At 63.6% G+C, this 26,182-nt stretch carries 21 protein-coding genes and 1 riboswitch; of the genes, 10 read left to right on the plus strand and 11 right to left on the minus strand.

The window, feature by feature from the left end; translation table 11 throughout:
- Positions 1 to 30: 30 nt before the first annotated feature.
- From AACQ95_RS22035 to AACQ95_RS22045, 3 genes are all read right to left on the minus strand, one after another.
- Complete coding sequence (locus AACQ95_RS22035) at positions 31 to 2,409, minus strand: M66 family metalloprotease (RefSeq protein ID WP_241279977.1); 2,379 nt, start codon at positions 2,407 to 2,409, stop codon at positions 31 to 33.
- 86 nt (positions 2,410 to 2,495) lie between these two features.
- Positions 2,496 to 5,108 carry a glycosyl hydrolase family 18 protein gene (locus AACQ95_RS22040; RefSeq protein ID WP_241279979.1) on the minus strand — a complete coding sequence of 871 codons (2,613 nt, stop codon included), beginning with the start codon at positions 5,106 to 5,108 and terminating at the stop codon, positions 2,496 to 2,498.
- A 111-nt stretch (positions 5,109 to 5,219) separates the two neighbouring features.
- A riboswitch (cyclic di-GMP riboswitch) is annotated at positions 5,220 to 5,307 on the minus strand.
- Positions 5,308 to 5,482: 175 nt separating this feature from the next.
- Positions 5,483 to 8,983 carry a hybrid sensor histidine kinase/response regulator gene (locus AACQ95_RS22045; RefSeq protein ID WP_241279981.1) on the minus strand — a complete coding sequence of 1,167 codons (3,501 nt, stop codon included), beginning with the start codon at positions 8,981 to 8,983 and terminating at the stop codon, positions 5,483 to 5,485.
- Between the two features lie 225 nt (positions 8,984 to 9,208).
- Between AACQ95_RS22045 and AACQ95_RS22050 the strand changes: the two genes are divergently transcribed.
- The 3 genes from AACQ95_RS22050 to AACQ95_RS22060 are packed head-to-tail and all read left to right on the plus strand — an operon-like array spanning position 9,209 to position 11,272.
- A complete protein-coding gene (locus tag AACQ95_RS22050) occupies positions 9,209 to 9,829 on the plus strand; it encodes a DUF2975 domain-containing protein (protein WP_103471508.1) in 621 nt (206 codons plus the stop codon).
- Positions 9,830 to 9,836: 7 nt separating this feature from the next.
- Positions 9,837 to 10,046: a helix-turn-helix domain-containing protein gene (locus tag AACQ95_RS22055; RefSeq protein ID WP_005311752.1), complete on the plus strand. Its 210-nt coding sequence runs from the start codon at positions 9,837 to 9,839 to the stop codon at positions 10,044 to 10,046.
- Between the two features lie 17 nt (positions 10,047 to 10,063).
- Entirely contained in the window at positions 10,064 to 11,272 is a 1,209-nt protein-coding gene (locus AACQ95_RS22060; RefSeq protein WP_241279982.1) for a hypothetical protein, read from the plus strand.
- A gap of 72 nt (positions 11,273 to 11,344) precedes the next feature.
- On the opposite strand, the gene AACQ95_RS22065 is transcribed toward AACQ95_RS22060, so the two are convergent.
- On the minus strand, positions 11,345 to 12,484 hold the full coding sequence (locus AACQ95_RS22065) for a 3-phenylpropionate MFS transporter (RefSeq protein WP_098980617.1): 1,140 nt from the start codon (positions 12,482 to 12,484) through the stop codon (positions 11,345 to 11,347).
- 282 nt (positions 12,485 to 12,766) lie between these two features.
- Positions 12,767 to 14,860 (minus strand): TonB-dependent hemoglobin/transferrin/lactoferrin family receptor, encoded by a 2,094-nt coding sequence (locus AACQ95_RS22070; protein ID WP_241279984.1) that lies wholly within the window; start codon positions 14,858 to 14,860, stop codon positions 12,767 to 12,769.
- Between the two features lie 187 nt (positions 14,861 to 15,047).
- Here AACQ95_RS22070 and AACQ95_RS22075 point away from each other — a divergent pair, with 187 nt between their 5' ends.
- Genes AACQ95_RS22075 through AACQ95_RS22085 form a run of 3 tightly spaced genes read left to right on the plus strand, consistent with a single transcriptional unit; the run spans position 15,048 to position 17,047 of the window.
- Entirely contained in the window at positions 15,048 to 16,025 is a 978-nt protein-coding gene (locus tag AACQ95_RS22075) for a ChaN family lipoprotein (protein WP_241279985.1), read from the plus strand.
- Between the two features lie 26 nt (positions 16,026 to 16,051).
- Positions 16,052 to 16,603, plus strand: coding sequence for a cysteine hydrolase family protein (locus AACQ95_RS22080; RefSeq protein ID WP_241279987.1), 552 nt, complete (start codon positions 16,052 to 16,054; stop codon positions 16,601 to 16,603).
- Positions 16,604 to 16,642: 39 nt separating this feature from the next.
- The gene (locus AACQ95_RS22085) at positions 16,643 to 17,047 is read left to right on the plus strand and encodes a hypothetical protein (RefSeq protein ID WP_098980621.1); all 405 of its coding nucleotides are present in this window, start codon (positions 16,643 to 16,645) and stop codon (positions 17,045 to 17,047) included.
- Positions 17,048 to 17,121: 74 nt separating this feature from the next.
- On the opposite strand, the gene hutZ is transcribed toward AACQ95_RS22085, so the two are convergent.
- Positions 17,122 to 17,679 carry a heme utilization protein HutZ gene (hutZ, locus tag AACQ95_RS22090; RefSeq protein WP_043554664.1) on the minus strand — a complete coding sequence of 186 codons (558 nt, stop codon included), beginning with the start codon at positions 17,677 to 17,679 and terminating at the stop codon, positions 17,122 to 17,124.
- Complete coding sequence (hutX, locus tag AACQ95_RS22095; protein ID WP_043554663.1) at positions 17,676 to 18,188, minus strand: heme utilization cystosolic carrier protein HutX; 513 nt, start codon at positions 18,186 to 18,188, stop codon at positions 17,676 to 17,678. Before hutX ends, hutZ begins: the two co-directional genes overlap by 4 nt.
- Before the next feature lie 168 nt (positions 18,189 to 18,356).
- On the opposite strand from hutX, the gene AACQ95_RS22100 reads away from it, so the two are divergent.
- From AACQ95_RS22100 to AACQ95_RS22110, 3 genes are read left to right on the plus strand one after another with little or no spacing between them, the layout of a single operon-like run.
- Positions 18,357 to 19,196, plus strand: a complete 840-nt coding sequence (locus AACQ95_RS22100) for a heme/hemin ABC transporter substrate-binding protein (RefSeq protein ID WP_241279989.1) — start codon at positions 18,357 to 18,359, stop codon at positions 19,194 to 19,196.
- Entirely contained in the window at positions 19,193 to 20,224 is a 1,032-nt protein-coding gene (locus AACQ95_RS22105) for a FecCD family ABC transporter permease (RefSeq protein ID WP_241279991.1), read from the plus strand. Before AACQ95_RS22100 ends, AACQ95_RS22105 begins: the two co-directional genes overlap by 4 nt.
- 13 nt (positions 20,225 to 20,237) lie before the next feature.
- On the plus strand, positions 20,238 to 21,026 hold the full coding sequence (locus AACQ95_RS22110; protein ID WP_241279992.1) for a heme ABC transporter ATP-binding protein: 789 nt from the start codon (positions 20,238 to 20,240) through the stop codon (positions 21,024 to 21,026).
- 71 nt (positions 21,027 to 21,097) lie between these two features.
- Here AACQ95_RS22110 and AACQ95_RS22115 read toward each other — a convergent pair whose 3' ends face one another.
- Positions 21,098 to 21,724: a YitT family protein gene (locus AACQ95_RS22115; RefSeq protein WP_005311722.1), complete on the minus strand. Its 627-nt coding sequence runs from the start codon at positions 21,722 to 21,724 to the stop codon at positions 21,098 to 21,100.
- A gap of 332 nt (positions 21,725 to 22,056) precedes the next feature.
- Between AACQ95_RS22115 and AACQ95_RS22120 the strand changes: the two genes are divergently transcribed.
- Complete coding sequence (locus AACQ95_RS22120) at positions 22,057 to 23,070, plus strand: NAD-dependent epimerase (RefSeq protein WP_241279994.1); 1,014 nt, start codon at positions 22,057 to 22,059, stop codon at positions 23,068 to 23,070.
- 6 nt (positions 23,071 to 23,076) lie between these two features.
- Here the strand turns inward: AACQ95_RS22120 and AACQ95_RS22125 are convergent, their stop codons facing one another.
- The 3 genes from AACQ95_RS22125 to AACQ95_RS22135 form a co-directional block, all read right to left on the minus strand.
- Positions 23,077 to 23,991: a DMT family transporter gene (locus AACQ95_RS22125; protein WP_241279996.1), complete on the minus strand. Its 915-nt coding sequence runs from the start codon at positions 23,989 to 23,991 to the stop codon at positions 23,077 to 23,079.
- A gap of 60 nt (positions 23,992 to 24,051) precedes the next feature.
- A complete protein-coding gene (gene deoC / locus AACQ95_RS22130; protein WP_241279997.1) occupies positions 24,052 to 24,843 on the minus strand; it encodes a deoxyribose-phosphate aldolase in 792 nt (263 codons plus the stop codon).
- Positions 24,844 to 24,917: 74 nt separating this feature from the next.
- Positions 24,918 to 26,177 carry a NupC/NupG family nucleoside CNT transporter gene (locus AACQ95_RS22135; RefSeq protein ID WP_241279999.1) on the minus strand — a complete coding sequence of 420 codons (1,260 nt, stop codon included), beginning with the start codon at positions 26,175 to 26,177 and terminating at the stop codon, positions 24,918 to 24,920.
- Between the last annotated feature and the right edge of the window lie 5 nt (positions 26,178 to 26,182).

The raw sequence follows: 26,182 nt of genomic DNA on the forward strand, positions 1-26,182 counted from the left end.
GCACCTCGCGTTGCGCGAGGAAAAAACGTCTCAGCGCACCGCCAGCGGCATGCCGTTGACCGTGTAGCCGAGCCCGGCCGGTGCCGGCGCGAGCTGGGCCTCGTTCTGCTGCTGGTTGCGGCACAGCAGGCTGGCGCTGCGCGGCTCGCTGGCGGTAGGTACGTTGACGTGGAACTTGTTCATCACGTTGGCGCTCAGGCGGTGATTGGCGAGCCGGAAGCGCAGCAGGCCATCGCGGGTCTCCACCTGCAGTTGGCAATCACTGTTACCGAGCCGCTCGCCGTCATCGCCATAGGCAAAGCCGTAGGCGCCGTGCAGCGCCGGATAGAGGTAACTCGGCAGTTGCCCCTGCGGATCGTAATAACCGACCAGGGTCGTCACCGGTACCCCGAAGGCCACGGGTTTGCGATCCACCGCCAAGTCCGCCGGCGGCCCTTCGTTCCAGCGGCTGCCGTCCGAGCGGTAGCTCTTCTTGAAGCCGCGCGAGACGGTGATCTGCTGGCCATTGACGAAGAGGGTGCTGTTGTAGCCGGCGTCGTGATCGATGCTGACGACGCGGCCGCGATTGACCGCCGAGGCCGGCGGCAACTGAATGTTGCGGGTCCAGTTGCCATCCCACATGGCCACCTTGACCAGATCGTACTCGGCCAGCAGGGCCGCCAGCCTCACCTCGCCCAGATCGCTCACAGGTGCCGTGATCTGCTCGGAGAGATCGACCCTGTGCCGGTAAGGCTCCATCCTGGCATGGCTCTCGTTCCACTTGCTGAAACCTGTGGGCGAGCCGGCATCGAACACCGCCTTGCTCTCTAGGAAGCGCTGGATGATGGCCGCCGAGTTGGGGGTGTAGAGGGTGAAGCGGTTGAAGCCGGAGAGCGGCGCCCCGCCGGCCATGGCATCGAGGCCAAACGTGCGGTCATGGAAGGGAGCCTGGCACTGACCGTCGAGGCAGGTGCTCTGGCCGCTGCGGGTCGCGAAGAAGTTGGGGATGAAGCGATTCTTGTCGCCATCCCAGCCCCAGGTGGCATTGATCTGGTCGGCGCTGCGATGCACAGAGCCGGCAAAGCCGTCCACGTAGTGGCCGAGGCCGTAGTTGTGACCCACCTCGTGGCTGAACTCGTTGCCAAGGGATGCGTCCAGGGTGACTATGCCGCCCCCGCCGGAGCCGCCATGCACCTGTACCCCGTTGGCGTACTTGCCACGGCTGTTGTGGGCGGCCAGCTGGGCCACCACATAGGGATGGCTGCTCTCCCCCTCACCGGCCGTGCTGTTGATGCCGTAGTTGGCATTGTCGATGCCAAGGGAGATGAGCTCCTTGCCGATGCGCTGACGCATGGTGCCCTCGTGCCATCCCCCCTCGCTCGGATCGAAGTCGGTGAGCAGGGTGCCATCCGGCAGCATCACCTCCGGCAGTGACAGGGGTGCGTACTGGCTGACGATGAGCCGGCTGGCGGGAATGGTCTGGAAATACTCCCGCTGGGCCTCTTTGTCCTTGGCAAAGGCAAACTGGTCGCGCGGGTTGGTCAGCATGCCGATGTCTATGGTGTGGATCAGCAGCTCACCCGGCGCCCCCACCTTGAGGTCCGTCAGCTCGCCGTGAAGCTGGTTATGACTGAACCACAAGCTGAGTCCAGGTACTATCCATTTGGAGGGCAATACCCCGCTCCACGCATCGCTGGCGTAAGTGATACCGTTGTTTTCCAGCTCGCCATCGCGGATCCACTGGCCACGCACGAACTTGAACTGCTGGCTCTGGCCGCGGGATAGGGTCACCTGGCGGCCACTGAAAAAGACGGTCGAGTCGTAGCCGGCATTGGAGGCGAGGCGCACCATCTTGCCTTCCAGCGTCCCATCTGTCGGCAGATACATGTTGCGCACCCAGCGCCCGTCTGCGGTCTGGATGGACACAAGCGCATGGAGTCGCAACTTGCTCAGCAGGAAGGCGCCGCCCGGATCGCCCAGCTGTGCCAATTCGCTGCTGCTGTTGATGACGCCCGTGGTACCGGGGCCCGGAGTGAAATCGACCCCTTCCTCGGGAGAACCTTCCAGGTAGTAGGCGGTTTTGGGTAGTCGAGAGGGGGGATTGAGACCCATAGAACCAAGCAACTTACCCGTCCCATCATAGGCCATCACCACCATGGGAGCTGTGCTGTCGGCTTGCATCGGTCTGACCAGCAACAGGCTCTTGCGCAGGGCGGTGAGATGGGGCTGATTGTCCCCCTCACGCGGATGGGCGGGCAGGATCTGGCTCTGGGCAAACTGCACCCTGGCGGCCAGCGAACCTTGCAGATCGTTCTGTGGCTGGGTGCCGTCGAAGATCAGGGCAGGGACAGCCTGAGTAGCGGCCAGCAGAGAACCGCTTGCCAGCACTGCGGTGATCAGGCTGGCAATACGGGTAGTGTGTATGGTCATCATGACGCTCGCTGTTGTTGTGGGAAAAAGAAGGGGCATGCAAGCATGCCCCGGTTGGTTCACAGAAAGGCTAGTTGACAAAGAAGTTAATTACAGCTGGCGGCGCCTGCATCCTGCCAGACGTCGTGCTTGCCGGGCTCATTGCCCTTGGTCCAGTACTGGGCCTTCCACTTGCGACCGTTGTGGGTGGTCAGGTCACCGGCGTTGTAGGCCACACCGGCATCCCAGCCCAGCTGCACCTGGCTTGTCAGCTTCCACTGATCGGCGGTGCGGCTCGGTTCATTGCCCTGGGTCCAGTACTTGGCCTGCCACACCAGCTGGTTGTGGCTCACCTTCTCGCCACCGTTGTAGGTGGTCGCGGCCTTCCAGGCCGGCCAGTTGGCGGCATCCGGATCGGTGGCGTTGCAGTCGCCGCCACCGCTGACCGGGGTCACGGTGAGGCGGGTCTTGCCCTGGGTATCCAGGGCACCGTCGGTCACTGTGACGGTGAGGTCATAACCGGTCTCCACTGTCACGGCAGGGCCAGTCACCACCAGGGTCTTGCTGTTCTGACCGCTGGCGGTCAGGCCTGCCGGCACGCTCCACTGATAGCTGAGGGTGTCACCGTTGGGGTCGGTGGCGCTGGCTGTGATGCTCACCTGCTTGCCGGCCTGGACCGAGACCTTGTCCTGCACCGTCACCACAGGCGGCAGGTTGGGTTGCGGCGCCTTGTTGGTCACCACCACCTGATCCTTGGCACTGAGGTTGTGATCGTCGGTCACCGTCAGCTCGAACACCAGATTCACATCCTGGCTGACCGCATCGACGCTCACCTTGGCCTTGGCCTGGCTGGCATCGCTCAGGGTCGCCTTGGGACCGGAGATCTGGGTCCAGCTGTAGTTCAGTACGGCCCCTTCCGGATCGCGGGAAGAGGAACCATCCAGCACCAGCTCGGCCGGCCCCGTCACCGCGAGGTCATTGCCTGCGTTGGCCACAGGCGGCTTGTTGACCGGCGGTGTTGTGCCTTCGCCGTTGCCCAGCCCCTCGTGTATCGCATTGAGGATGTCGCCGTTGTCGGCGTCGATTTCCCAGGCGAACATGCCGCCGAGCTGGTTGGCCAGCACATACTGCCCCTTGGCCTTGACCGAGCGATCGTCATCGAAGGTGATGAGCTCGCCGGTGGAGGCCTTGAACACATAGGGCGCCTCGGCCACCTCGTCGTAGCTGTACTGCCAGTCACCGGCCATCTTGCCCTTGGCGATGCCGCGGTAGTCGATGACCCCCTTCTCCCAGATCCCTTCCGCTTCGCTGCCCGCGATGGGGCCTGTGGCTGTGCCGGTGAAGGGGTTGTTGCCCTGATAACCGCTGACGCCGGTCCAGCCACGGCCATACATGGCCGCGCCCACCACGACTTTGCCAGGATCCACGCCCTGGCCCAGCAGCGCCTTGACCCCCTTGTCGGTGGTGTACTTGGTGTTGGGATCCCAGCTCGCCTCATAGAGCGCTGTCTGGTGGCCCAGCCCGGTATTGGTCCAGGCACCGTTGAAGTCGTAGCTCATCAGGAAGATGTGATTCATGTATTGCTGGGCGGCGCGATAGTCCACCTTGGCAATCTTGTCACCGCCGGCGCTGATGGCGGAGGTGAGCTCGTAGGTGCGACCCGTCTCTGCGCTCAGCTCGTCGAGCATGGCGCGCAGCTCCTTCATCAGGAGCACATAGGTCTCGCCATCGGAGGCGCTGCCGAGATTGGGGTTGGCCCCCAGACCACCCGGGAACTCCCAGTCGATATCCACCCCGTCGAAGAATTTCCAGGTCTGCAGGTACTCCTTCACCGAGGCGACGAAGGTGTCGCGTTTGGTCTTGTCACCGAAGAAGAAGAAGGGATCGGAGAGGGTCCAGCCGCCGATGGAGGGGAGAATTTTCAGGTCCGGATAGGCCTTCTTGAGCGCCATCAGGTTGCCGAAGTTGCCCTTGTAGGGCTCGTCATAGGCAGTGAGATTGCCCTGCCCCATCTGGATGGCGGCCCAGGGATCGTGGATGGAGACCTTGAAGTCCTCGCGCCCGGCGCAGGAGCGTTGCAGCGCCTCGAAACTGCCCGCTATCTCTTTCAGGCTGTCATTGATGCCATTGCCGCCGCAGATGGGAGTAAAGCCGTAGAGTATGTGGGTCAGGTTCTGGGCCGGGACCTTGTCCACGGTGAACTTGCGACCATAGACGCCCCATTCCACATAGTAGGCCCCCACCACCTTGCCGGACTTGTTGGCGTAAGGCTTGTTGTTCTCCTGCAGCGGCGCCTTGAGCGGCACCAGGTGGCTGCCGTCGGTATCGGCCACCAGGATCTCTTTCTTGTCGGAGAGGGTGCAACCGTCGGCGTTGCACAGGGCCACCTGCATCTGGTAGCGGCCACCCTTGGTCACCTTGAAGTTGGCGGTGCCGGCGGCGGAGGCGGCACCTGACCACACCTCCTTGCCATCGAGCAGCACCTTGGCGGTCTGGCCGACATCACCGGACCAGAGGTTCCAGCTCACGCTGACCGGCGCGCCATCGGCGTGTACCTTGACCAGCTTGTTGTAGGAGGTGGCGGCTTGATCCACTTCGACGATGGCGAACTTGGTTTCGCCCCAGCCTATGGTGGGTTTGCCGGGGGCGGCAGCGAAGGCGGAGGAGGCACACAGACCCCCGACCAACAACGCCAGTACTGAGGGTTTTGGACTTAACATAGTTGAATATCCTTATTTCGTTCTTGGAATAAATAACGAAAAAGGCAACGCCAACCTGACAGGTAACGCAGACAACATCGCTCCATGGCTTGGCCCATGGACGAAACAACCTGTGGTGGCCCCGCTATCTTAGGTACTGCTGACCCTTAGACCGGAAGCTTTGCGTCCCGGACTTTCGTCCGGTTTGCCTTTTGCACAACTTGATTTGCGACAAAAAATAATCGCGACCTGACTATAAGGGAGTCAAAGGAGGGAGAGCAAACCCCAGATAGGTTATTAATAAACCACTTTTTATCTAAAAAGAGCCTCAAACGAGAAGAAAAGGCACCTTATCGTGTCAGAAAGTGCCGATCTTGCCGCCTGAGGGGCCGAGATTAAAAATCAGATGAATTACTTGTTTCGTGATCATCATCAAGTTTGGCCGGCTGCAATATGCTGTTCATCAGCGCTCGCAACTTGAGCGGCTTGACCGGTTTGCTGATGTAGCCGTAGCCGTGCTCGCGGATCTGCGCCTGCAACTCGCTCTTGCGATCCGCACTGATGATGATGCCGCCTATGTCGTTGCCATGGGCGAGGCGCAGCATGTGCAGCGCCTGCAAGCCTGTCTTGCCGTCATCCAGGTGGTAATCGGACAGCACCAGCTGCGGCAGGAAGCCGCCGGCGATGAGATCTTCCGCCTGAGCCTGACTCTGGGCACAGACCACCTCGCAACCCCAGCGCCCCAGCAGGGAGTGCATGGCGATGAGAATGTCGCTCTCGTTGTCGATACAGAGCACCCGCACGCCCTCCAACTGGCTGTCCCGCAGGGCGGGGGCCGCCACCTGCGTGGTTGCGACAGGACGGGTCGCCAGGTTGAGAGTGATGGCAAACACGGACCCCGCCCCCGGCCAGCTGCGCAGGGTCAGGTTGTGACCCAGCACCAGGGCGATGCCGCGGGCGATGGCGAGCCCCAGCCCCAACCCCTGCTCCTTGGCGGTGCGGGAGTGATCGAGGCGGGAGAATTCGTCGAAGATCGCCTCCTGCTTGTCGGCCGGTATGCCGGGACCGTTGTCCCACACCTCGATGCGTACCTTGTCCCCCAGCCGACGGCAACCGAGCAGCACCCGGCCGCCCGGATTGTAGCGAAACGCATTGGTGAGGAAGTTTTGCAGCACCCGCCGCAACAGGCGCACGTCGCTGTACACGGCCAGCTTGCTCTCCACCACAGAGAACTGTATGCCCCCCGCCTGGGCCAGCACCCCGAACTCCGCCTTGAGGTTGTCGAACACGTCGTGCAGGGCGAAATCGAGCTTTTTAGCCTTGAACTTGCCCGCCTCGAGCCGCGAGATGTCGAGCAGATCCGTGATGAGATCCTCGGTCGCCCCCAGCGCATCGTCGATGTGACGGGCGATGCGGGCCGTCTCATCCCGGGGCGGCAGCATCTCCAGCAGGGAAGAGGTAAACAGCTTGGCGGCGTTGAGCGGCTGGGTCAGATCGTGGCTCACCGCCGCCAGGAAGCGGCTCTTGGAGTGGTTGGCCCGCTCCACCTGCTGGTTCACCAGCAGCAGCTGACGGTTCAGCTCGGAGAGCTCGTGGGTGCGTTCGGCCACCCGCGCCTCCAGGTGTTCGTTGGCCTCGCGCAGCACCCGCTCGGCGTCGCGAAACGGGGTGATGTCGGTAAAGGTCATGACGAAACCACCGGCCGGCATGGGGTTGCCCTGCATCTCTATCACCCGCCCATCGGGGCGCTCCCGCGCCGAGATGTGGGGGCTGCCGCGCAGCATGAAGGCGACCCGCCGCGCCACCTGGGCCTCGATATCGCCCGGGCCGCACAACCCCTGCTCGGCGTTGTAGCGGATGATCTCCTCGATGGAGCGCCCCATCTGGATGAGGCCGGGCGGGTAGTGGAACAGCTCTATGTAGCGCCGGTTCCAGGCCACCAGCTTGAGCTCCCTGTCCACCACGGAAATCCCCTGCCCCATGTGCTCTATGGCCCCCTGCAGCAGGCCGCGGTTGAAGCGAAACACGTCCGAGGCCTCGTCCACTATGGTGGCTATCTCTTCGAGCTGCATGTTGCGCCCCTGCAGGGCCGAGGCCAGCACCAGCCGGGCGGACGAGGTGCCGAACACCCCGGCCAGCAGCCGCTCTGTGTGGGCAATGAGCTCGGCGGAGGCCTGCATCTGGGGCGCCAGGGTGCCGCCCCGCTCGCCGGCGAAGCGGCCGAAGGCGCGCTTGACCCGGCTCGAGCCGACGAAACGGGCCGCCAGCATCTCCAGCTCCTTGACCGAGACCCGCGCCTGATAGAGGGCCGTGGTGTCGCGGCTCGGCTTGCCGACGAAGTTGGCCGCCTGCAGTCGCTCGCTCACCGCCGCCCGCGACAGCAGGGAGCCCGCCACATAGCCGAGCAGGTTGAGCAAGAGGCTCAGGAAGATGCACCAGGCCCCCAGGCTCAGATCGCGCACCGCGGGCCAGTCGGGTGGCGCCAGCAGGGCTTCCAGCGGCGAACCGGCCAGCAGGCCGCTCTCCGCCAGCAGGGTCGCAAACCAGAGGCTGACCCCGAGGGCGAGGCCGAGATAGACCCCCTTGCGATTGCCGTGCCGCCAGTAGAGGCCGAGCAGCAGGGCCGGCGCGAACTGGGCCACGGCGCCGAACGACAGATAGCCGATGCGCGACAGGCTGGTGAGATCCCCAAGCCAGAGATAGAGCCCCCAGGCCGCCAGCAGGATCAGCAGGATGGCGCCGCGGCGCACCTGCAGCAGCAGCCTAACCAGCCGCTCGTCCCGCCCCTGCTGCCAGAAGCGGCGCAGCAGCACAGGCAGCACCAGATCGTTGCTGACCATGATGGCCAGGGCTATGGTGCAGACGATCACCATGCCGGTGGCCGCCGAGGTACCGCCGAGAAACGCCAGCATCGCCATGCCGTCGAAACCGAGCGACATGGGCAGGCTGATCACATAGGTATCCGAGGCCATGCCGGCCCCCACCCACTGCTTGCCCGCCAGCGCCAGCGGCCAGATGAAGAGTCCCATCACGAACAGGTAGAGCGGGAACAGCCAGCGTGCCCAGTGCAGATCCTGCCCCTGGTTGTTCTCCACCACGGTCACGTGGAACTGGCGCGGCAGGCAGATGACGGCGCACATGGCGACCAGGGTGTAGATGGCGAGCTCCAGCAGACCGCCCGGCGTCACCGCCACCACGGCATCGAGAAAGTCGCTGGCCACCAGGGTGCGGGCCTGGCTCGGCTTGCTCAGGATCAGCCAGAGCGCGAAGCCCCCCACAGTCACGAAGGCGAGCAGCTTGACCACGGATTCGAAGGCGATGGCCACCACCATGCCTCTGTGGTGCTCGGTGGCATCCAGGTTGCGGGTGCCAAACAGTATGCTGAACAGCGCCAGCAGCAGGGCCACGCCGAGGGCCAGCCCGGCGGTATTGCCGGTGGGGCCGGCAGACACAGAGTTGGCCATCAGGAGATCCAGCCCGGTCACTATGGCTTTCAGTTGCAACACCAGATACGGGAGTATGCCCATGATGGCGATCAGGGTGATCACCATGGCCAGACGCTGGGACTTGCCATAGCGGGCGGCAATGAAGTCGGCGATGGAGGTGATGTGCTCGCGCTTGGCCACCAGGATGAGGCGGGCCAGCAGTCGCCAGCCAAACAGGAACACCAGCATGGGGCCCAGGTAGATGGGCACCGGCGACCAGGGGGATTCGCTGGCCTGACCGACTGTGCCGAAGAAGGTCCAGGAGGTGCAGTAGACCGCCAGCGACAGGCTGTAGAGCAGGGGTTGCCCCTTGAGGCGGCGGCGCTTGTTCTTGTCCGCCACGTAAGCGATCAGAAACAGCAGCCCCAGATAGGCGAGCGACAACCCGATCAGCAGCCATCCCTGGTGCATCTGTAACCTCTTGTCCATGTTGAATATTTAAGCGCGGCAGCTGCCAGTCTAGAGAGGTGCCCGGAAAATGTCATCTCCTTCTTGTGCATCACGCCTTATCGTTTTTCAATAAAAAACCCCTTGACTGAATATCGAAAAACGATAAACATTGGCGCCAGGTTATCGATAAACAGTAAGCAAATGCCGCACTGTGCGGTCCATGGCATCTATCACGAGGTAGTTAGGATGAAATACAACAAGCTCGAACGCATGAGCAGCCTGATCGAATGGATCCTGCTGTTCGCCCTGCTGGCCACCCCGATCATGACGGTGCTGGGCACCTGGTCCCATCTGCTCGGTGGCAGCGACTACCTGCAGGACGAGCTGATCAGTGCGCTGGCTCAGGAGGGTGACAAGGTGCTCAACGGCGTGCCGCTGACCATGGGGGAGGCTACCGCCGTCCAACAGGCAGCCCCCACCCCCTCGCTCAGCGACTATCCGCTTGACCTGGGCACGCGCCTGCTGGCTACCCTGGTCATGCTGCTGCCGGATCTGGTGTTCATGCTGATCCTGTGGCAACTGCACCAGCTGTTTCGCGGCTATCGGCACGCCATGCTGTTCACCTTCAGCCAGATCCGCCGCTACCGGTTGATCGGCCTGCTGCTGTGTGCCAGCTTCGTCACCAAGATCATCACGACCCCGCTGCTGGACACAGTGCTCACCCTGCCAGGCCCCGAGCTGCACGGCACTATCAACATAGGCTCATCGGACTTCCAGTTGCTGCTGGCCGGCTTGATTGTCTCGGCACTGGCCCTGGTGATGCGCGAGGCCAAACAGCTGGCCGATGAACAACAACTGACGGTGTGAGGATCCCATGCCCATCATAATCCGGCTCGATGCCCTGCTGGCCGAGCGCAAGATGACAGCCCGTGAACTGGCCCAGCGGGTCGACATCACAGAGGCCAATCTCTCCATTCTCAAGAACGGCCACGCCAAGGCGGTCCGCTTCTCCACCCTGGAAGCCATCTGCCGCGAGCTGGGCTGCCAGCCGGGCGACCTGCTGGGCTATGAGCAGGAGCGCTAACCCGCAGGAATACCGCCATGACCCTTGATACCGTCATCCAGAGTCTGTTGCTGCTCCCCTTGTGGGGAGCGGCCGCCGGGGGCATCCCTGGCCCAAGCTACCAGCTCGTGGCTGGCGCCAGGCCCGACACCCTGCTGGTTCGCTTCACACCGGAAGGGACGCAGCCGTTCACCCTGCTGCCCGCCCGTACCCTGAGTGGCACAGCACAGCGGGCGCTGCCTACCCTCACCTGTCTGGAGAGCGGCGCCAGAGTCACGCCGGATCAGCCCATCAAGTGCCGCGAGCTGAGCTGGCAGATAACGCTCAAGCCCGTGCCGGCAAGCGGGGCTGATGCCTCGGCACAGCAGAACCTCTACTTTTCGCAAGGCGGCTGGCTGGTCACCGAATGGGGCGATTTTCCACGCCAACAGGGCGCAGAACCGGGCCGGGTCTGTCTGCCGGATGGCCGGTGCAGCCCCCTGCCCGGCATGAAGGAGCCGCCGCTGATCCTGCCCTTCGCCCTGCCAGCGACAGCCCGGTTGCGACAGGGATCCCGTCTGCAAATTCATCATGATCGGATGGCCGACGCACTGGACATCCCACAGTTGCAAAAGCAGCTGGAGGCCATTGTCGATTACCTCGCCTTCCAGCTCGATGCCCCGCCCGCGCGCCAACCCTGGCATCTGGTGTGGCTGGCACGCGACATCAGTACCCACTCGCTGGGGGGCGCCGCCGGGGCCGGGACGGCTGTCGCCAACTATCCGGTCAGCGACAACCAGCCCACTGCCGATGCCCCACTGCGTCTGCTGCGTACCAGTGCCCACGAGGCGGTGCACATGCTCGACACCCGGGCCAGACCGACCTGGGTCGCCGAGAGCCTGGCGGAGTACCTTGCCATCAAGTCGCTGCGCCGCTTCCGCCTGTACAGCACCACGGCCGCCGACGAGCTGGCGCAGCATGGTGCCCGCTTGCCCCATGCCGATGCGGGCCTCTATCGGGCCAATGATGCGGTCAAGGCGGGGGATCTATCCTACTATCCTCTCTTCTACCTCAAGGGGAGCGCCTTCTGGGAGGCGCTGGAGCTGGCCCTGCAACCTCATCACCGCACCCTGTCGGCACTCTTGCCACGCCTCTCCTGGCAAGAGGACGGCCGCTTCGATGCCTCCTCCAGCGCACTGCTGGCGGGTACCCTGGGTAACGAGGTCTGGCAATCCCTGATCCGCCGCTATCTGAGCGATCAGGAGTGATGCAAGCACCATGAAAAAAGGGGAGCACATGCTCCCCTTTTCTCTGGCTGGCGCCTTCATCTTCCACCGGGATCAGGCTGACGCCGCCTCGCCAGTACGCAGCCGCAGGAAGAAGACGGGCGCCACCACCAGCACCATGATGAAGAAGATGCCGCCACCCAGCGGCTCGAACAGCAGGCCGCACAGGGTCATCAGGGCGGCCACCGTCATGCCGAGACCGAGCGCCGCGTAGAGCGCCTGGGTGGGGATCAGCTGCTCGGCCGGCAGCTGGCGGGTCATGAAGCGCACGGCGCCGAGGTGGCTGACGCAGAAGGTGACCGCATGGAGCAGCTGGCCCGCCACCAGCACCAGGATCTCGGTGGAGGCACCGAGCAGGATCCAGCGCACCACGCACCCGATCGCCCCCACCAGAAACAGAGTCTGGGCGCCGAAGCGGTTGAGGAAGCGCTTGTCGGCGGCGAACATGCCGATCTCCGCCACCACCCCCAGCGCCCACAGATAGCCTATGGTGGTGCCGCTGTAACCCGCCGCCTTCCAGTGCATGGCGCTGAAACCGTAGTAGGCGGCATGGCTGCCCTGCAGCAGGGCCGAGATCAGCAGGAAGCGACGCACCGAGGGGGACTTGAGGGTATCGAGCAGGGAGGCTTTCGCCCGCTCCCCCTGGATGTCCCGCGGTGCCGGATGCAGCGGCAGCCAGCTGAGCAGCAACATCATTACCAGCCCTGCCACCATGGTGTGCAGCACCCAGTCGCTGCCAAAATTGCCCACCAGGGCCCCGACCAGGGTCGATGCGACTATGAAGGCAAAGGAGCCGCACAGCCGCACCTTGCCGTAGTCGAGGTGCGCCTGCACCACCATGCGGGTGGCCAGCGCCTCCCCCACCGGCATCAGGGTCGGGTAGATGAAGTTCGCCACCAGGGTCAGCCCCACCAGCCACCAAAGGCTGTGACTCAGATAAAAGCCGAGGAAGGCCAGCAGGCTCAGCAGGCAGAGCAGCCGGGTAACGGGCAGCAGGTGCCCGGCCCCCTTGATCTGCCCCATCACCAAGAGGTTGCCGGCAAAGCGGATCGCCATCCCGGCCCCCAGCAGCAGACCTATCATCTCGGCGCTCACGCCTATGCCTTCCAGCCAGAGCGACCAGAACGGCAGGTAGGCGCCATAGACGAAGTAGAAGGCGCCAAAGAACAGGGCTAACCAGGAGAAGGCGGGCATAGATCCTCGACAACGAGCAGAAGGGGCACAAATGATAACCGATTTTAGGACGGGGATCCTGCGAGCCAGGCGCAAGCCGAAATGAAAAACATCAATAAAATTGAACTATTGCCGCAAGGCCGGTGTCTATTGAGTAACACCTCCTCCTGGTTAGTGTTGCAATCCTTCCACCCGCTTCCGGCGGGTTTCTTTTTGGCTGCCATTTAGCTGGCATGGGCCGGTTTCACCCCATGAAAAAGGGGCCTGACGGCCCCCTGCTCAATATACTGCCGTGCTGTGGGATCAGAAGATGTACTTGACCCGTGCGCTCAGGTTGCGGCCCGGCTCTGTCTGGCGGCTGGTGCTGGCACTGGCGCTCTGGCCTGTGATGCTCTCGTAGCTGACGTACTCCTTGTCAAACAGGTTGAAGACACCCACGTTGAGCTGCAGATCCTGCATCGGCTTGAACTGGGCATAGATGTCCACCACGCCCCAGCCCGCGCTCTTGATGTTGTCGTTGCCCTTGGCATCCTTGCCCACCTTGTCCATGTCGTCGGCAAAGCGCAGCGCCGTGTTGATGTTCCAGTTGGGCTGTTCCAGCCGCACACCCAGGCTGCCGTTGAGCGGGCTCAGGCTGTTGATGTAGTTGCCATCGCCATCCTTGCCCTCGATGTAGGCCAGGTTGCCCCAGACGTTGACCAGATCATTGAGCCAGTAATCCGCCTTGGCCTCGGCCCCCTTGGTGGTCGCCTTGTCCAGATTCTGGTACTGATACAGCGCGGTGCGGCCCTCGGTGCCGATCTCGGTCAACTCGATGAAGTCATCGAACTTGTTGTAGAAGGTCGCCACTTCATAGCTGAAACCGCCGGCGCTGCCGCGCACCCCCAGATCGATGCCGTCGCTGCTCTCGGGCTTGAGGTTCGGGTTCGGCTCGATGCGATAACCGTACGCCTGATGATTCAGGGTGGAGAAGGCGTTGTCATACATAGGCGCCTTGAAGCCGTGGCTGTACTGGGCGAACAGGTTGGCCGCCTCGTGCGCCTTGAACACCAGCCCCAGCTTGGGCGAGAACTCCCCTTCGGAGAACTGCTTGAGCTTCTCACCCGTGTAGGCGGGATCCTCATCCGGCGTCATCTGGTAATAGTCGTAACGGGCACCCGGGGTCAGCACCCAGCGCTCGCCAAACTTGATTTCGTCGAAGACCCACAGGGCGCCGTGCTCGCTGGTGGTGGAGGGGAAGCTCAACTCGTTGTAGCCGACGAAATCCCCCGGCACGGTCGGCGCCTTGAAGCGGGTCCGCTCGTTGTCGGTATGCTCATATTCCAGGCCCCAGGCCAGACGCTGGCTGGCCAGCGCCTTGCTGAACTTCACCTGGGCGCCCAGGCTCTTCTGCTCGAAGCCGTTGCTGTCCAGCGAGTTCTTGGTCACATAGGGGTTGGTCGGCTTGACCGGGTACTTGGACGAGGCGTACTGATCCAGGGTCTGCTTGGTGCGGGCGTAGTAGATCTTGCTGTCGATGCGATCGACCCAGGGCGCGTTCAGGGCGATGCCGTGATCCAGCACCAGCGAGAGGTTGTCCGTGTCCTTGTCGGTGATCGGCTGATTGAAGACGGAGGCGGCCTTGGTGAGATCGACGGCATCCGGATCCTGCCCTTCGCTGAAGTAGTCGACGGTCAGCTTGAGGAACTGATCCTCGCTCAGGTTCCACTTGCTCTTGAACAGCACGGCCTGGCTGGCGATGTCGAATTCGTTCTTGTCGCCGTCGTAATTCTGAGTCACACCACCGTCACGCCAGGTGTAGCGCAGCAGGTTCTCGAACTCGCCGCTGCGCAGGGCGCCGGTGAAGCCGGCCATCTTCTGGTGACTGCTGGAGGCATAGCCGGTGGTGGCGTCCAGATAGCTGTCGCGGCCCTTCAGGAAGTCGCCGGCATCCTTGGTGGTGATGGCGATGACGCCCCCCAGCGCATCTGAGCCATAAGCCGCAGAGGCAGGACCCTTGGCCACCTCGATCTGCTTGATCATGTCGGTGTCGAAATAGCTCTGGCCCACGCCGCCGTTCTTGTAGGCGTCGTTCTGGCGCACGCCGTCACGCACTATCTTGACCCGGTTCTCACCCATACCGCGGATGATGAAGGTCTGGGCATCGCCGGCACCGCCGAGGGCGGTGACGCCCGGTTCATAACGGAACAGGTCGGCGACGTTGCTCACCACCTGCTCTTCAATCTGTTCGGCCGTGATCACCGAGATGGGGCCGGAGACATCCTCCAGTTTTTGCTCCATCCGTGAGCCGCTGACGACCATGACTTCATCTGCTTTCTTGTCCGCCGCGAAGACCGGGGAAGCGAGACCGGCTGCCACGGCAAGGGCAACCAGCGATAGGGTGTTGTTATGGGCCACTGCAAATCCTTATTGAGAACTGTTATCAAACAGCTGGCATATTACTCAGCCCGCAACAAAGATCAATAATAAACGGAATCATTCTCATTTTCTTTTGTCGTGATTAGGTTCTACACTATTCCCCTCTGTTTTCCGGCCCGCCATGCTGCCATTGTATGGCTCTGGCTCTGCTTCGTTGTGAGATACCATGACTCGATTATTGCCCCTGTTCACCCTTCCCCTGCTGCTGGCCGCCTGCACGACAGTGCCCGATGACGATGCCGGCACCCTCTACCACTATCGGCTCAGCGCGGGCCAGACCGATGCCAGCCAAGGTGAACTGACGCTGACCCAGGCGGTGGCCAGGGTAGCGGATGCCGACATAGTGCTGGTGGGCGAGCTGCATACCCATCCGGCCGTGCATCTGCTGCAGGCCCGCCTGCTGGCGGGGCTGGCCAACACCTCCCGGGTCGATGGCCGCGGGCTGGCACTCTCCATGGAGCAGTTCAGCCGCGCCGATCAGCCGGTGCTGGACGCCTATCTCGCCGGACGCATCGGCGAGGCCGCCCTCATTCGCGATGGCAACGCCTGGCCCAACTACCAGAGCGACTATCGTCCGCTGGTGGAGTTCGCCAAGGAGCAGCGCCTGCCGGTCATCGCCGCCAACGCCCCCAAACCGCTGGTGAGCTGTGTCGGCCAGGAAGGGCCCGCCTGGCTGGACAAGCTGCCAGCCAGTCGCCGCAGCCAGCTCGCCCGCGAACTCACGCTCACCGACGATCCTTACCGCCAGAAATTCATGGCCTCGCTCCACCACGGTGATGCCGACGGCAATGCCCGCCGCTTCGCCGCCCAGACCAGCTGGGACGACACCATGGCCGAGAGCATGGTGGATTACCTGCGCAGCCATCCGGGCCAGCGCATCATGCACATCGCCGGCAACTTCCACATCGAGGGGGGGTTGGGGCTCGCCAGCCGCATCGCCAGCCGCAACCCGGCGCTCAAGGTGGCACTGGTCGTGCCAGAGACAGAACCGCAGAGCGATGCGCAGGCACCCACCGGGCGGACCGCCGACATCCGGGTACGGATCAGCCCCCTGCCAGAACGCTGGCTAAATGCCGATGAAATGAAGCAAGATATGGGCGCACTGCATCAATCCCGAAGCCGTGACTGCAGCCAGTGGCTGTAACCCTGAAAATTGCCTAAGGATTTCATATGGATGTGTTACTGGTCATCGACATGCAACAGGGGTTGTTTGCCGACCCCCGCCATCAGGACGCGCAGGTCATCGCCAACATCAACCGCTTGGCAGACAACGTGCGGGCCAATCAGGGGCGTGTCATCTATGTGCAACACGACGCACCGGGTTCTGAACTGGAACCCGGCAGTGCAGGCTGGCAGCTTCACGCCGATCTCACTCCGGGCCGCGGCGACAGTCGGGTACGCAAGACCGCCTGTGACAGCTTCCTCGATACCGAGCTCGGCTTCCTGCTGGCGGAGCAGGCGGTGGACAGGCTGCTGATCAGCGGCTGTGCCACCGATTTTTGCGTCGATACCACGCTGCGCAGCGCCGCAGCCCAGGGGTTCGACGTGTTCGCGGTGACGGATGCCCACACCACGGCGGATCGCCCTCACCTGAGCGCGGAGAAGATCATCGAGCACCACCACTGGATGTGGCAGCATCTGAGCCTGCCAAAGGGCAGAACCGTGACCCTGCTCACCACGGATCAGCTGCTCGAGGCCATCCAGCCCGAGCTGGCGTGTTAATCTGCCTCTCTTGAAGTGATCACCCGATTGGAGTCTTGTGTGCGTCTACTGTCTGCCGTTGCATTCATGCTGTTGTTACCGGCAATCACTGCCTGCTCCGGTTTGCCGGGGCAGCAGCCGGATGGCCCGGCCCCCCTGTTTCGAACCCATATCAACGAAGAAGGGAGCAAGCGCTTCACCTTCGAAGCCGCGCCGCTCGACACCCTGCCCACCCGGCTGCAGGAGAACGACGGCAGTCGCCTCAGCCGCAGCAAGAGTCTGCTGGAACGGCGTGATGCGCTGCAGGATGCACAGTTGACCCAGACCCTGGCCGAGCAGAAGTATTGCCGCGATGGCTATATCGTCCTCAGCCAGACCTCCTGGAAGATCCGGGGCGAATGCAACGAGACGGCCAATCAGGCCGATCGGGATGCCTTCCCCAACAAGGCCTCCTGGCAGGATTAGCGCTCAGAGGGGTGACACGCAATAAAAAAACGGGCAGCCCAGGCTGCCCGTTTTTTTATGCGATATGGTCGCCGTCAGACTGGCGCATCGGCCGGGCTGGTCAGCTCGGCACCGTTGTCGACCCGCTTGTGCCCTTCCACCAGATGGACGAAGTCCACCAGCTCGTCACCTGAGACCCGAAACGCCTGACCGAAGCCCTTGACGAACAGCCCCTGCTCGGGCTTGAGCCGGAACAGCACGAAATCCTTGAGGTTGGAGAGCCCCTTGACGATGTCGCCGAAGCGCCCTTCCAGCGCGGCGATCGCCTGCCCCCAGCGCACGTCGTCGCGGGCCACCACTTCGGCCAGCGCGTCGAAGGTGAGCCGCTTGCGGGCAAACAGCTCGCGGGCACCGGTTTCGTCCTCGATCAGCATCAGCGACACCTTGGGCACCTGTTGCAGGTTGCGGGCGTGGCGGGCGATCTCGGAGATGAGCACATAGTAGCCATCCTCCTGCAGCACGAAGGGGGCATAGCTGGCATTGGGGTTGCCTTCACTGTCCACCGTCGCCAGCTGCAGGGTGCGGCAACCGTCGCGAAACTCGCGGATCTCCGGTTGCAGGCGATTCTGCAGACGCTCCTGACGTTCACTCATGCTTTGACTTCCTCTTGATACTGGTGGCGCAAGGCCATGAAGCGTTCCACCTGGGCTGGCAGCAGCTGGCGCTGCTCGTCACGTCCCAGATAGACCTTGAAAATACAGCGGCCGCTGTGGCCGAAGAACTGGAAGGAGTGCCCCTCCTTGCCCATGAACAGCTTGCTGACCAGCGCCATGCCGACCACGTTGTCGAGCTTGAGGTGACCGTGCATCTCGCCGTCGCGCCCCATCAGGTTGTAGTAGCCGCGGGCGCTCTTGCCCTTGGGAAACGGCGCCTTCACCTCGAAGATGGAGCCATCAGATTCGACGATGGTGGTCACCTGACCCCAATCAGCCAGATCCGCCAGCAGGGCTTCGGCCCGCTCGCCGGGTACCAGGGTCACCAGCTCGGCAGGCAGGTGGCGTACCACCTCCCACTCGCTGACCGCCAGCTGGCTGGCAATGGTGGAAGGATGGGCGCTGGGGTCTTGTTCCAGCAGCTCATGAATGCGTTGTGCAATGCTCATAGGTTCTCCCTTGGGATGCGCGCTGCATCCCTCTCCTGTCATGGCGAATACTCTAATAAAGCACCAGAGCCAATGCAATTGATAATCGCTTTCATTCTCAGTGCATTTTTTTCACCGGCTTGATATTCTCGGCGGCAACCCAACTTCATTCACCCTTCGGAGGTTAGCATGGGCCGTCGTTTTGCCCTCGCACTCAGCCTGCTCGGCTGCTCAGCCCTTTCCCTGTCTGCTGCCGCACAGGAACGTATCATCAGCATAGGCCCGGCCACCACGGAACTCATTCTGGCACTGGGCGGTGAACAGAGCCTGATCGCCACCGACATCAGCAGCACAGAACCGAAAAATCTGCCCAGGGTCGGCTATCACCGCGCCCTCGCCGCCGAGGGGATCCTCAGTCTGGCGCCGACCCGGCTGATCGGCAGCGACGAGATGGGGCCGCCGCCGGCGCTGGAGCAGTTGCGCCGCGCCGGAGTCGAGGTGGACGTGCTGCCGACCGCACCGACCCTCGCCAACCTCAACCAGCGCATCGATACCCTAGCCGGCCTGCTCAATGACCCGGCCGCCGGCACGCGATTGAAAGCCGAGATCCAGGCCCAGACAGCGCAACTGGCGGCGCAGGCGAAGCAGAACAAGCCGCTCAAGGTGGTCTTCCTGCTGCTGCACAAGGGGCAACCCACCAGCATAGCCGGCGGCAATACCACCGCCAGCGCCCTGCTCACCCTGGCGGGCGGCGTCAATCCGGTGGCCCAGCTGAGCGACTACAAGCCCGTCTCCACCGAATCCCTGATCGAGTTGCAACCGGATCTGGTGCTGGTGAGCGGCCGCGACTGGCAGCAGTATCAGGATCCGGAAGCCGTGCTGAGCCAGGTACCCGCGCTCACCGCTACCCCGGCGGGTAAAAACCGGGCCATCCACGCCATCGACGGCCACGCCCTGCAAGGGGGCCTCAGCCTCACCTCGTTGCAGCAGGCGAACCAGATCGCCAAGTGGATCAAGCTGGGTTCATGATGCGCCTGCCTCTGCCCTGGCTTTTCGCGCTCACCGGCGGCGCGCTGGCGCTGCTGCTGGTCGGGTCGCTGGCGACCGGCCCCATGGCCCTCTCTTTCGGCGAGAGCCTGCGTGCCCTGTTCGCCGGGCAGGAGAGCGGGATTGCGGTCCACAAACTCTTGATCGTGCAGGAGATCCGCCTGCCACGTACCCTGCTCTGCATCGCAGTGGGGGGCATACTCGGCCTCTGTGGCGCCGTCATGCAGGGGCTGTTTCGCAATCCGCTGGCCGACCCCGGCATCATAGGGGTCTCCGGCGGGGCTGCGCTCGGCGCGGCGCTGGCCATAGTGCTGCTGGCCCCCCTAGGCCAGCAGTGGCAGAGCCTGCTCGGCATAGGCCTGCTGCCCCTGCTCGCCTTCCTCGGCGGGGCGCTCACCACCACGCTTGTGTATTTGCTCGGCACCCGGGAAGGGGGTACCTCCGTCACCGTCATGTTGCTGGCGGGGGTGGCCATCACGGCCCTGTCCGGCGCCGTGATAGGGCTGCTCACCTACCTGGCCGACGACCAGATGCTGCGCAACCTGAGCCTGTGGCAGATGGGCACCCTGGCGGCGGGCAAGCCGGTGGACGTGGCCTTGGCGTTGGCCACCCTGATCGTCCTGCTGCTGCTGTTCATGCGCGATGCCAATCCCCTCAACGCCCTCTTGCTGGGGGAAGGGGAGGCCCGTCATCTGGGGGTCAATGTGCAATCCCTCAAGCGGCGCCTGATCCTGCTCACCGCCGCCGGAGTCGGCGTGGCCGTCGCCGTGGCGGGCATGATCGGCTTCGTCGGTCTGGTGGTGCCCCATCTGGTGCGGCTGCTGGCCGGCCCCAACCACGTCAGGCTGCTGCCGCTCTCTGCCCTGCTGGGCGCAGCCCTGCTGCTGGGCGCCGACATGCTGGCCCGCACCCTGCTGGCACCGGCCGAGCTGCCGGTCGGCATCATCACGGCCCTGCTGGGCGCCCCCTTCTTCATCTGGCTGCTGGTCAAGGGCCGCCGGACGCTTTAACCGGAGGTCTATCTTGCCTGCATCAACCCCCCTGCTGCGCTGTCACCAGCTCAGCCTCACCCGTGGTGGCCGCCCCATCCTGGACCGGCTCGACCTCAGCCTGCAGGCCGGCACGCTCACCGCCCTGCTCGGCCCCAACGGCGCAGGCAAGAGCTCGCTGCTCAAGTGTCTGACCGGCGAGCTGGAACACGAGGGGGAGATAAGCCTGTTTGGCCGGGAGCGGCAAGCCTGGCCCGCCATAGAACTGGCCCACAGCGTCGGCGTGCTGCCGCAGAGCTCGTCCCTCAACTTTCCGTTTCTGTGCGAAGAGGTGGTCGCCATGGGGCGCCTGCCCCACAGCGAGCCCGCCAGCCGGCGCGACCAGATAGTGCGGGCCGCCATGACCCATGCCGGGGTCGAGCACCTGGCTAGCCGCCTCTATCCCGGCCTCTCCGGCGGGGAGCGGCAGCGGGTGCAGTTCGCCCGGGTACTGGCCCAGATCTGGCAGGCACCGGACGATCCCCAGCAGCCGCGCCTGCTGCTGCTGGACGAGCCCACCTCGGCGCTCGACCTCAAGTACCAGCACCAGCTGCTCACCATGGCCCGCGCCCTGGCCGCCCGCAACACAGCCGTGCTGGTGGTGCTGCACGATCTCAACCTGGCGGCCCGTTACGCCGACCGGCTGGTGATGCTGGAGCAGGGCAGACTGATGGCCGACGGCACCCCGGCCGAGGTGCTGACTCCGGCCCTGATCGATCGCCTGTATGACTACCCGGCCCAGGTGATCCACCATCCAGAAACCGGTCTGCCCATGGTGGTATGAGAGGGGTCAGGCTCCCGGATAGCAAAAGAGCGCCATCAGGCGCTCTTTTTGATTGTGAGAGAAGTTCTGGCTCAGGCTATCTGATAGCGGCCCGGCTTGTGATTGAGTGTCAACACCAGGTTACAGATGATGGCCGCCACCACGGAGAGCGCCAGGATCCAGGGCTGCACCACGAAGCAGGAGGCGATGACTATGGTGCAATCCAGCCCCATTTGCAGCTTTCCGGCGCGGATGCCGAAGCGGTCCTGGATAAACAGCGCCAGTATGTTGAAACCACCCAGACTGGATTTGTGGCGGAACATGATGAGCAGCCCCATGCCGATCAGGGTGCCGCCGATCAGGGCCGCATAGACGGGTTCTATCTTGCCTATCTGCAGCACGGCGTTGAGGTGATCCGTCATGAAGGAGACGGCGGCCACGGAGACGAAGGTGTTGAGGGTGAAGCGCGGCCCCATCCTGAGCCAGGCCAGGGCGTAAAACGGCAGGTTCATGCCGAAGAACAGCAGGCCAAAGCTCAGCCCCGTCACCTGTTGCAGCAGCAGCGCCAGCCCGGCGGTGCCGCCGGTGAGCAGGCCGACCTGATGAAACAGGAAGATGCCGAGGGAAACGAAACCGGCTGCGGTCAGCAGGGCGAGTACATCTTCATAGAGGGGATGCGCAGAACGGGCTGAGCGCGCAGAGCCTGGGGTGTTGTCCATAACCTGTATCCAATAGCGAAGTGAAAAGAGTGTCTTGTGTCCGTCGTGGCGGACGCGAGCCCTGTCCGCAGGGCTTCGTTATGGATTCCAGTCTATTTTTTGCGACCAGGATCACAATAGCCACGGGGAACGCCCCGTTTTGGTGCCTGTCATTCTCCATTGACAGTCAGTGCACCAAGATGCAGCATGCCGCGCCTGACGAGCCAGCCCTCGTCCACCATGGCGCCGCCTCCATGTGGCGCCGAGGCCCGCGCTCTGGTACAAAGCGCCCAGCCCTTTTTCAGCCCCCACTCAGGACCACAGGCCCCCATGATCAGCACAGGACAACACGAATGAAATATCTGGTGACAGGCGCCGCCGGCTTTATCGGCTTTCACGTCGCCAGACGGCTGTGCGAGGCGGGCCATCAGGTGGTGGGGCTGGACAACCTCAACGACTACTACGAGGTGAGCCTGAAGCGGGCCAGACTGTCACGGCTGGTCTCCTTCCCCCATTTTCGCTTCAAGCAGCGGGAGCTGGCGGATCGGGACGGCATGGCGACCCTGTTTGCCGAGAGCGGGTTCGAGCGGGTGATCCACCTGGGGGCCCAGGCGGGGGTGCGCCATTCACTGGAGAACCCGTTTGCCTATGCCGACAGCAACCTCACCGGCATGCTGACAGTGCTGGAAGGCTGCCGCCAGCACGGCATAAACCATCTGATCTACGCCTCCTCCAGCTCCGTCTATGGCCTGAGCGATCAGATGCCCTTCTCCACCGAACAGCCGGCGGATCACCCCGTATCCCTCTATGCCGCCACCAAGAAGAGCGGCGAGCTGATGGCCCACGCCTACTCGGCGCTCTACGGTCTGCCCACCACAGGTCTGCGCTTCTTCACCGTCTACGGCCCCTGGGGTCGCCCCGACATGGCCATCGCCAAGTTCACCCGCGCCATCCTGGCCGGCGAGCCCATAGATGTGTACAACCAGGGCCTGCTCAGCCGCGACTTTACCTACATAGACGACATAGTGGACGGCATACTCGCCGTCGCCGAGCTGCCTCCGCGCGCCAAACCACACTGGCACGCCAGCCAGGACAGCCAGGCCGAAAGTGCCGCCCCCTACCGCCTCCTCAACATAGGCAACGGCCAGCCGGTGCGGCTGCTCGACTTCATCGAGGCGCTGGAGCAGGCGCTGGACAGGCCCGCCATCAAGCGGATGCTGCCCATGCAGGCCGGCGACATGCACGCCACCTGGGCCGACAGCGAGCCCCTGCACACCCTCACGGGCACCCGCCCCGCCACCCCGCTCAGGCAGGGCGTCACCGAGTTCGTGCGCTGGTATCTGGCCTACCACCAGATCGCCGATTGATCCCGCTCAGGGCCTGCCGGATTGCACCCTGACCGATCCTAGCACCATCACCACCATGGTCAGCATCACCCCGAGCACGCCCCAGCCCACCTGATGCCAGACCACCAGCTCCCCCGTCAGGCTGCTGAACAGCAGCACCAGCACGGGGATCAGATAGGTGTAGGCCGAGACCTGCTCCGGCTGCAGTACCACGCTGCCCTGCTGGAACAGAAAGAAGCTGAGCGCGGTGGCAAACAGCGCCAGATAGCCCATCCCGAACCAGAGCGGCAGCGACACTTGGCCCCAGTCGGTCGCCAGCAACCGGGGCGCCGTCACCAGGGTGAGCAGCAGGGTGGCGCAGATCAGGGTCCAGCAGGTGAGATGAACGAACGACTCCCCCCGGTAGTAGCACTTGATCAGGATGGGATTGAGAGCCATGGCCACACAACCGAGCAAATAGATGCGATTGCTGGGGGTGAGGCTCAGGCTCGCCACCTGTCCCAGTTCCCCTCGAAAGATGATGAGGGCGGCGGCCACCATGCCTCCCAGCAAAGCAAACGCCATCGACCAGCCAATGCGACGCTGGAAGATCAGCATGCTGGCCAGGGCGCTGATGAGGGGAACCGTGGTGTAGAGGGCGCTGGCATCGAGGGCGCTGGTCTCCTGCAGCGCTACGAACATGGCGACGAAGTAACAGAGCGCCGGCAGCGAGATGAGGGTATAGCGCCCCAGATCCCGCAGTGATGGCAGTTGCAGTCGCCGCTGGCAAGCCAGCAGAGTCACGAAAGTGAGCGCCGCCAGCAGGTAGCGCACCCAGGTGACCACCAGGGGATCCAGCACGGCGGTGAGCGCACTGCCGATGGGAAACGACAGGCTGATGAGCAGGGTGAACAGCAGCACCTTGCCGTGGGCCTGAACGAAATGAAAACGGGGATGGGACATGCAATGCACCTGTAATGACGGGCGCCCTGCAGGGCGCCGGTCTGGCTGGGGGGTTGTCGTTCAGTAACCACGACCGACAACGGCCGGGGTCTTGCCGTCCAGGGTCGCCAGCAACTGGCCGAGCAGACTGGAGGCGCCGAAGCGAAAGTGGTCAGCATCGAGCCAGGCTTCGCCACAGCATTCGGCCGCCATGGCCAGATAGTCTGCCGCTTCCCGGGCACTTCTCACCCCGCCCGCCGCCTTGAACCCCACATGCTCCCGTACCCCCAGCTCGGCGATGGTCGCCAGCATGATGCGACTGGCTTCAGGCGTGGCATTGACCGGCACCTTGCCGGTAGAGGTCTTGATGAAGTCGGCCCCCTCCTCGATGGCGAGCCGGGAAGCAATGCGGATCAGGGCTGGGTCTTTCAACTCGCCTGATTCGATGATCACCTTGAGCAGTCGCGCCCCGCACAGCGCCTTGCAACCGCGCACCAGTGCCCGAGCGCGTGTCTCGTCTCCCGCCTGCAGCGCACGCCAGGGGATCACCAGATCAATCTCGTCGGCGCCATCGAGGAGGGCAGTACGGGTGTCGGCCAGCACGGCCTCGAGCTCATCGTCACCATGGGGGAAGTTGACCACGGTCGCCACCTTGATTTGCGGGGTGCCCTGGGCCGCCAGGGTGTGCTTGGCCAGCGCCACGAAACGGGGATAGATGCAAACGGCAGCCGTGTTGCCAAAGGGGGTCTGCGCCTGCCGGCAGAGCGCAAGGATACGCGCCTCGTTGTCATCCGGGTTGAGGCTGGTGAGATCCATCAGTCCGATGGCTCGAACGGCGGCCTGGGTCAGGTCCAGGAGGGTGTAAGAGGTCATGAGAAGGCTCCGAATTGCGATAATGGGTGATGAAAAGGGGCGCCTCAGCGCCCCATAGAGAACCTGAGGCTCACTCAGACCAGGGAGAAGAAGACCCCGGCGATGGCGGCGCTCATCAGGTTGGAACAGGTGGCCGCCAGCACGGTGCGCAGGCCGTGGCGGGCGATGAAATCGGTACGGGACGGACAGAGGGTGCCGAGGCCCCCGATCAGGATCCCCATGGAGGCCAGGTTGGCAAAGCCGCACAGGGCGAAGCTGATGATCACCTTGGACTTCTCCTCCAGCACCTGCAGACCGGCGGCGGTCACAGTGCTGGCGTCCTTCAGGTAGGGGGAGAGATCGCTGTAGGCCACGAACTCGTTCACCACCAGCTTCTTGCCGATCATGGCGCCGGCGATGCCGATGTCCGCCACCGGCACCCCGAGCAGGAAAGCGAGCGGCGAGAAGATCCAGCCCAGGATGATCTCGAGGGAGAGCTGCATGCCCATCATGTCCCCTACCCCGCCGAGCAAGGTGTTGACCAGGGTCACCAGCCCTATCATGGCGATCAGCATGGCGCCGATGGCAGCAGCCAGCTTGAGGCCGCTGCTGGCCCCCTCGCCGGCTGCCGCCAGCACGTTTTCCGGCTTCTTGCCATCAAACTGGATGCTGTGGTCGAAGGCATAGTCCGGCTGGCTGGTCTCGGGGATGATCAGCTTGGCAAACAGGATCCCGCCTGGCGCCGCCATGAAGGAGGCCGCCAGCAGGTACTGCATGTCCACTCCCATCATGGCGTAACCGGCCAGCACAGTGCCGGAGACCGAGGCCATGCCGCCACACATGACGGCGAAAAACTCGGAGTCGCTCATCTTCGGCATATAGGGCTTGACCACCAGCGGCGCCTCGCTCTGGCCGACGAAGACGTTGGCCACCGCCGACATGGATTCGGTCTGGGAGGTGCCGAGCAGGCGAGCCATGGCGCCACCGATGAAGCGGATCACCAGCTGCATGATGCCGAGGTAGTAGAGCACGGCGATCAGCGCCGAGAAGAAGACCACCAGCGGCAACACGTTGAGGGCGAACACGAAGCCTATGCCATCCACCGAGAAGTTGACCAGGTTGCCGAACAGGAAGTGGATGCCCGCCTTGCCGCTCGCCAGCACGGCGTCGACCCCGTGGGCCATGCCCTCCAGCGCCCGTCGCCCCAGCGGCACATAGAGCACCAGGGCACCTATGGCCACCTGCAAGGCCAGCGCCAGCCCCACTGTGCGCAGGCGAATGGCCCTGCGGTTGGTCGAGGCGAGAATGGCGATGAGGATCAGCGCCGCCATGCCGAGAAATCCTGCTGCAAACATAGGTG

It is taken from the genome of Aeromonas sp. MR19, assembly GCF_963899305.1.
GTDB lineage: Bacteria > Pseudomonadota > Gammaproteobacteria > Enterobacterales > Aeromonadaceae > Aeromonas > Aeromonas bestiarum.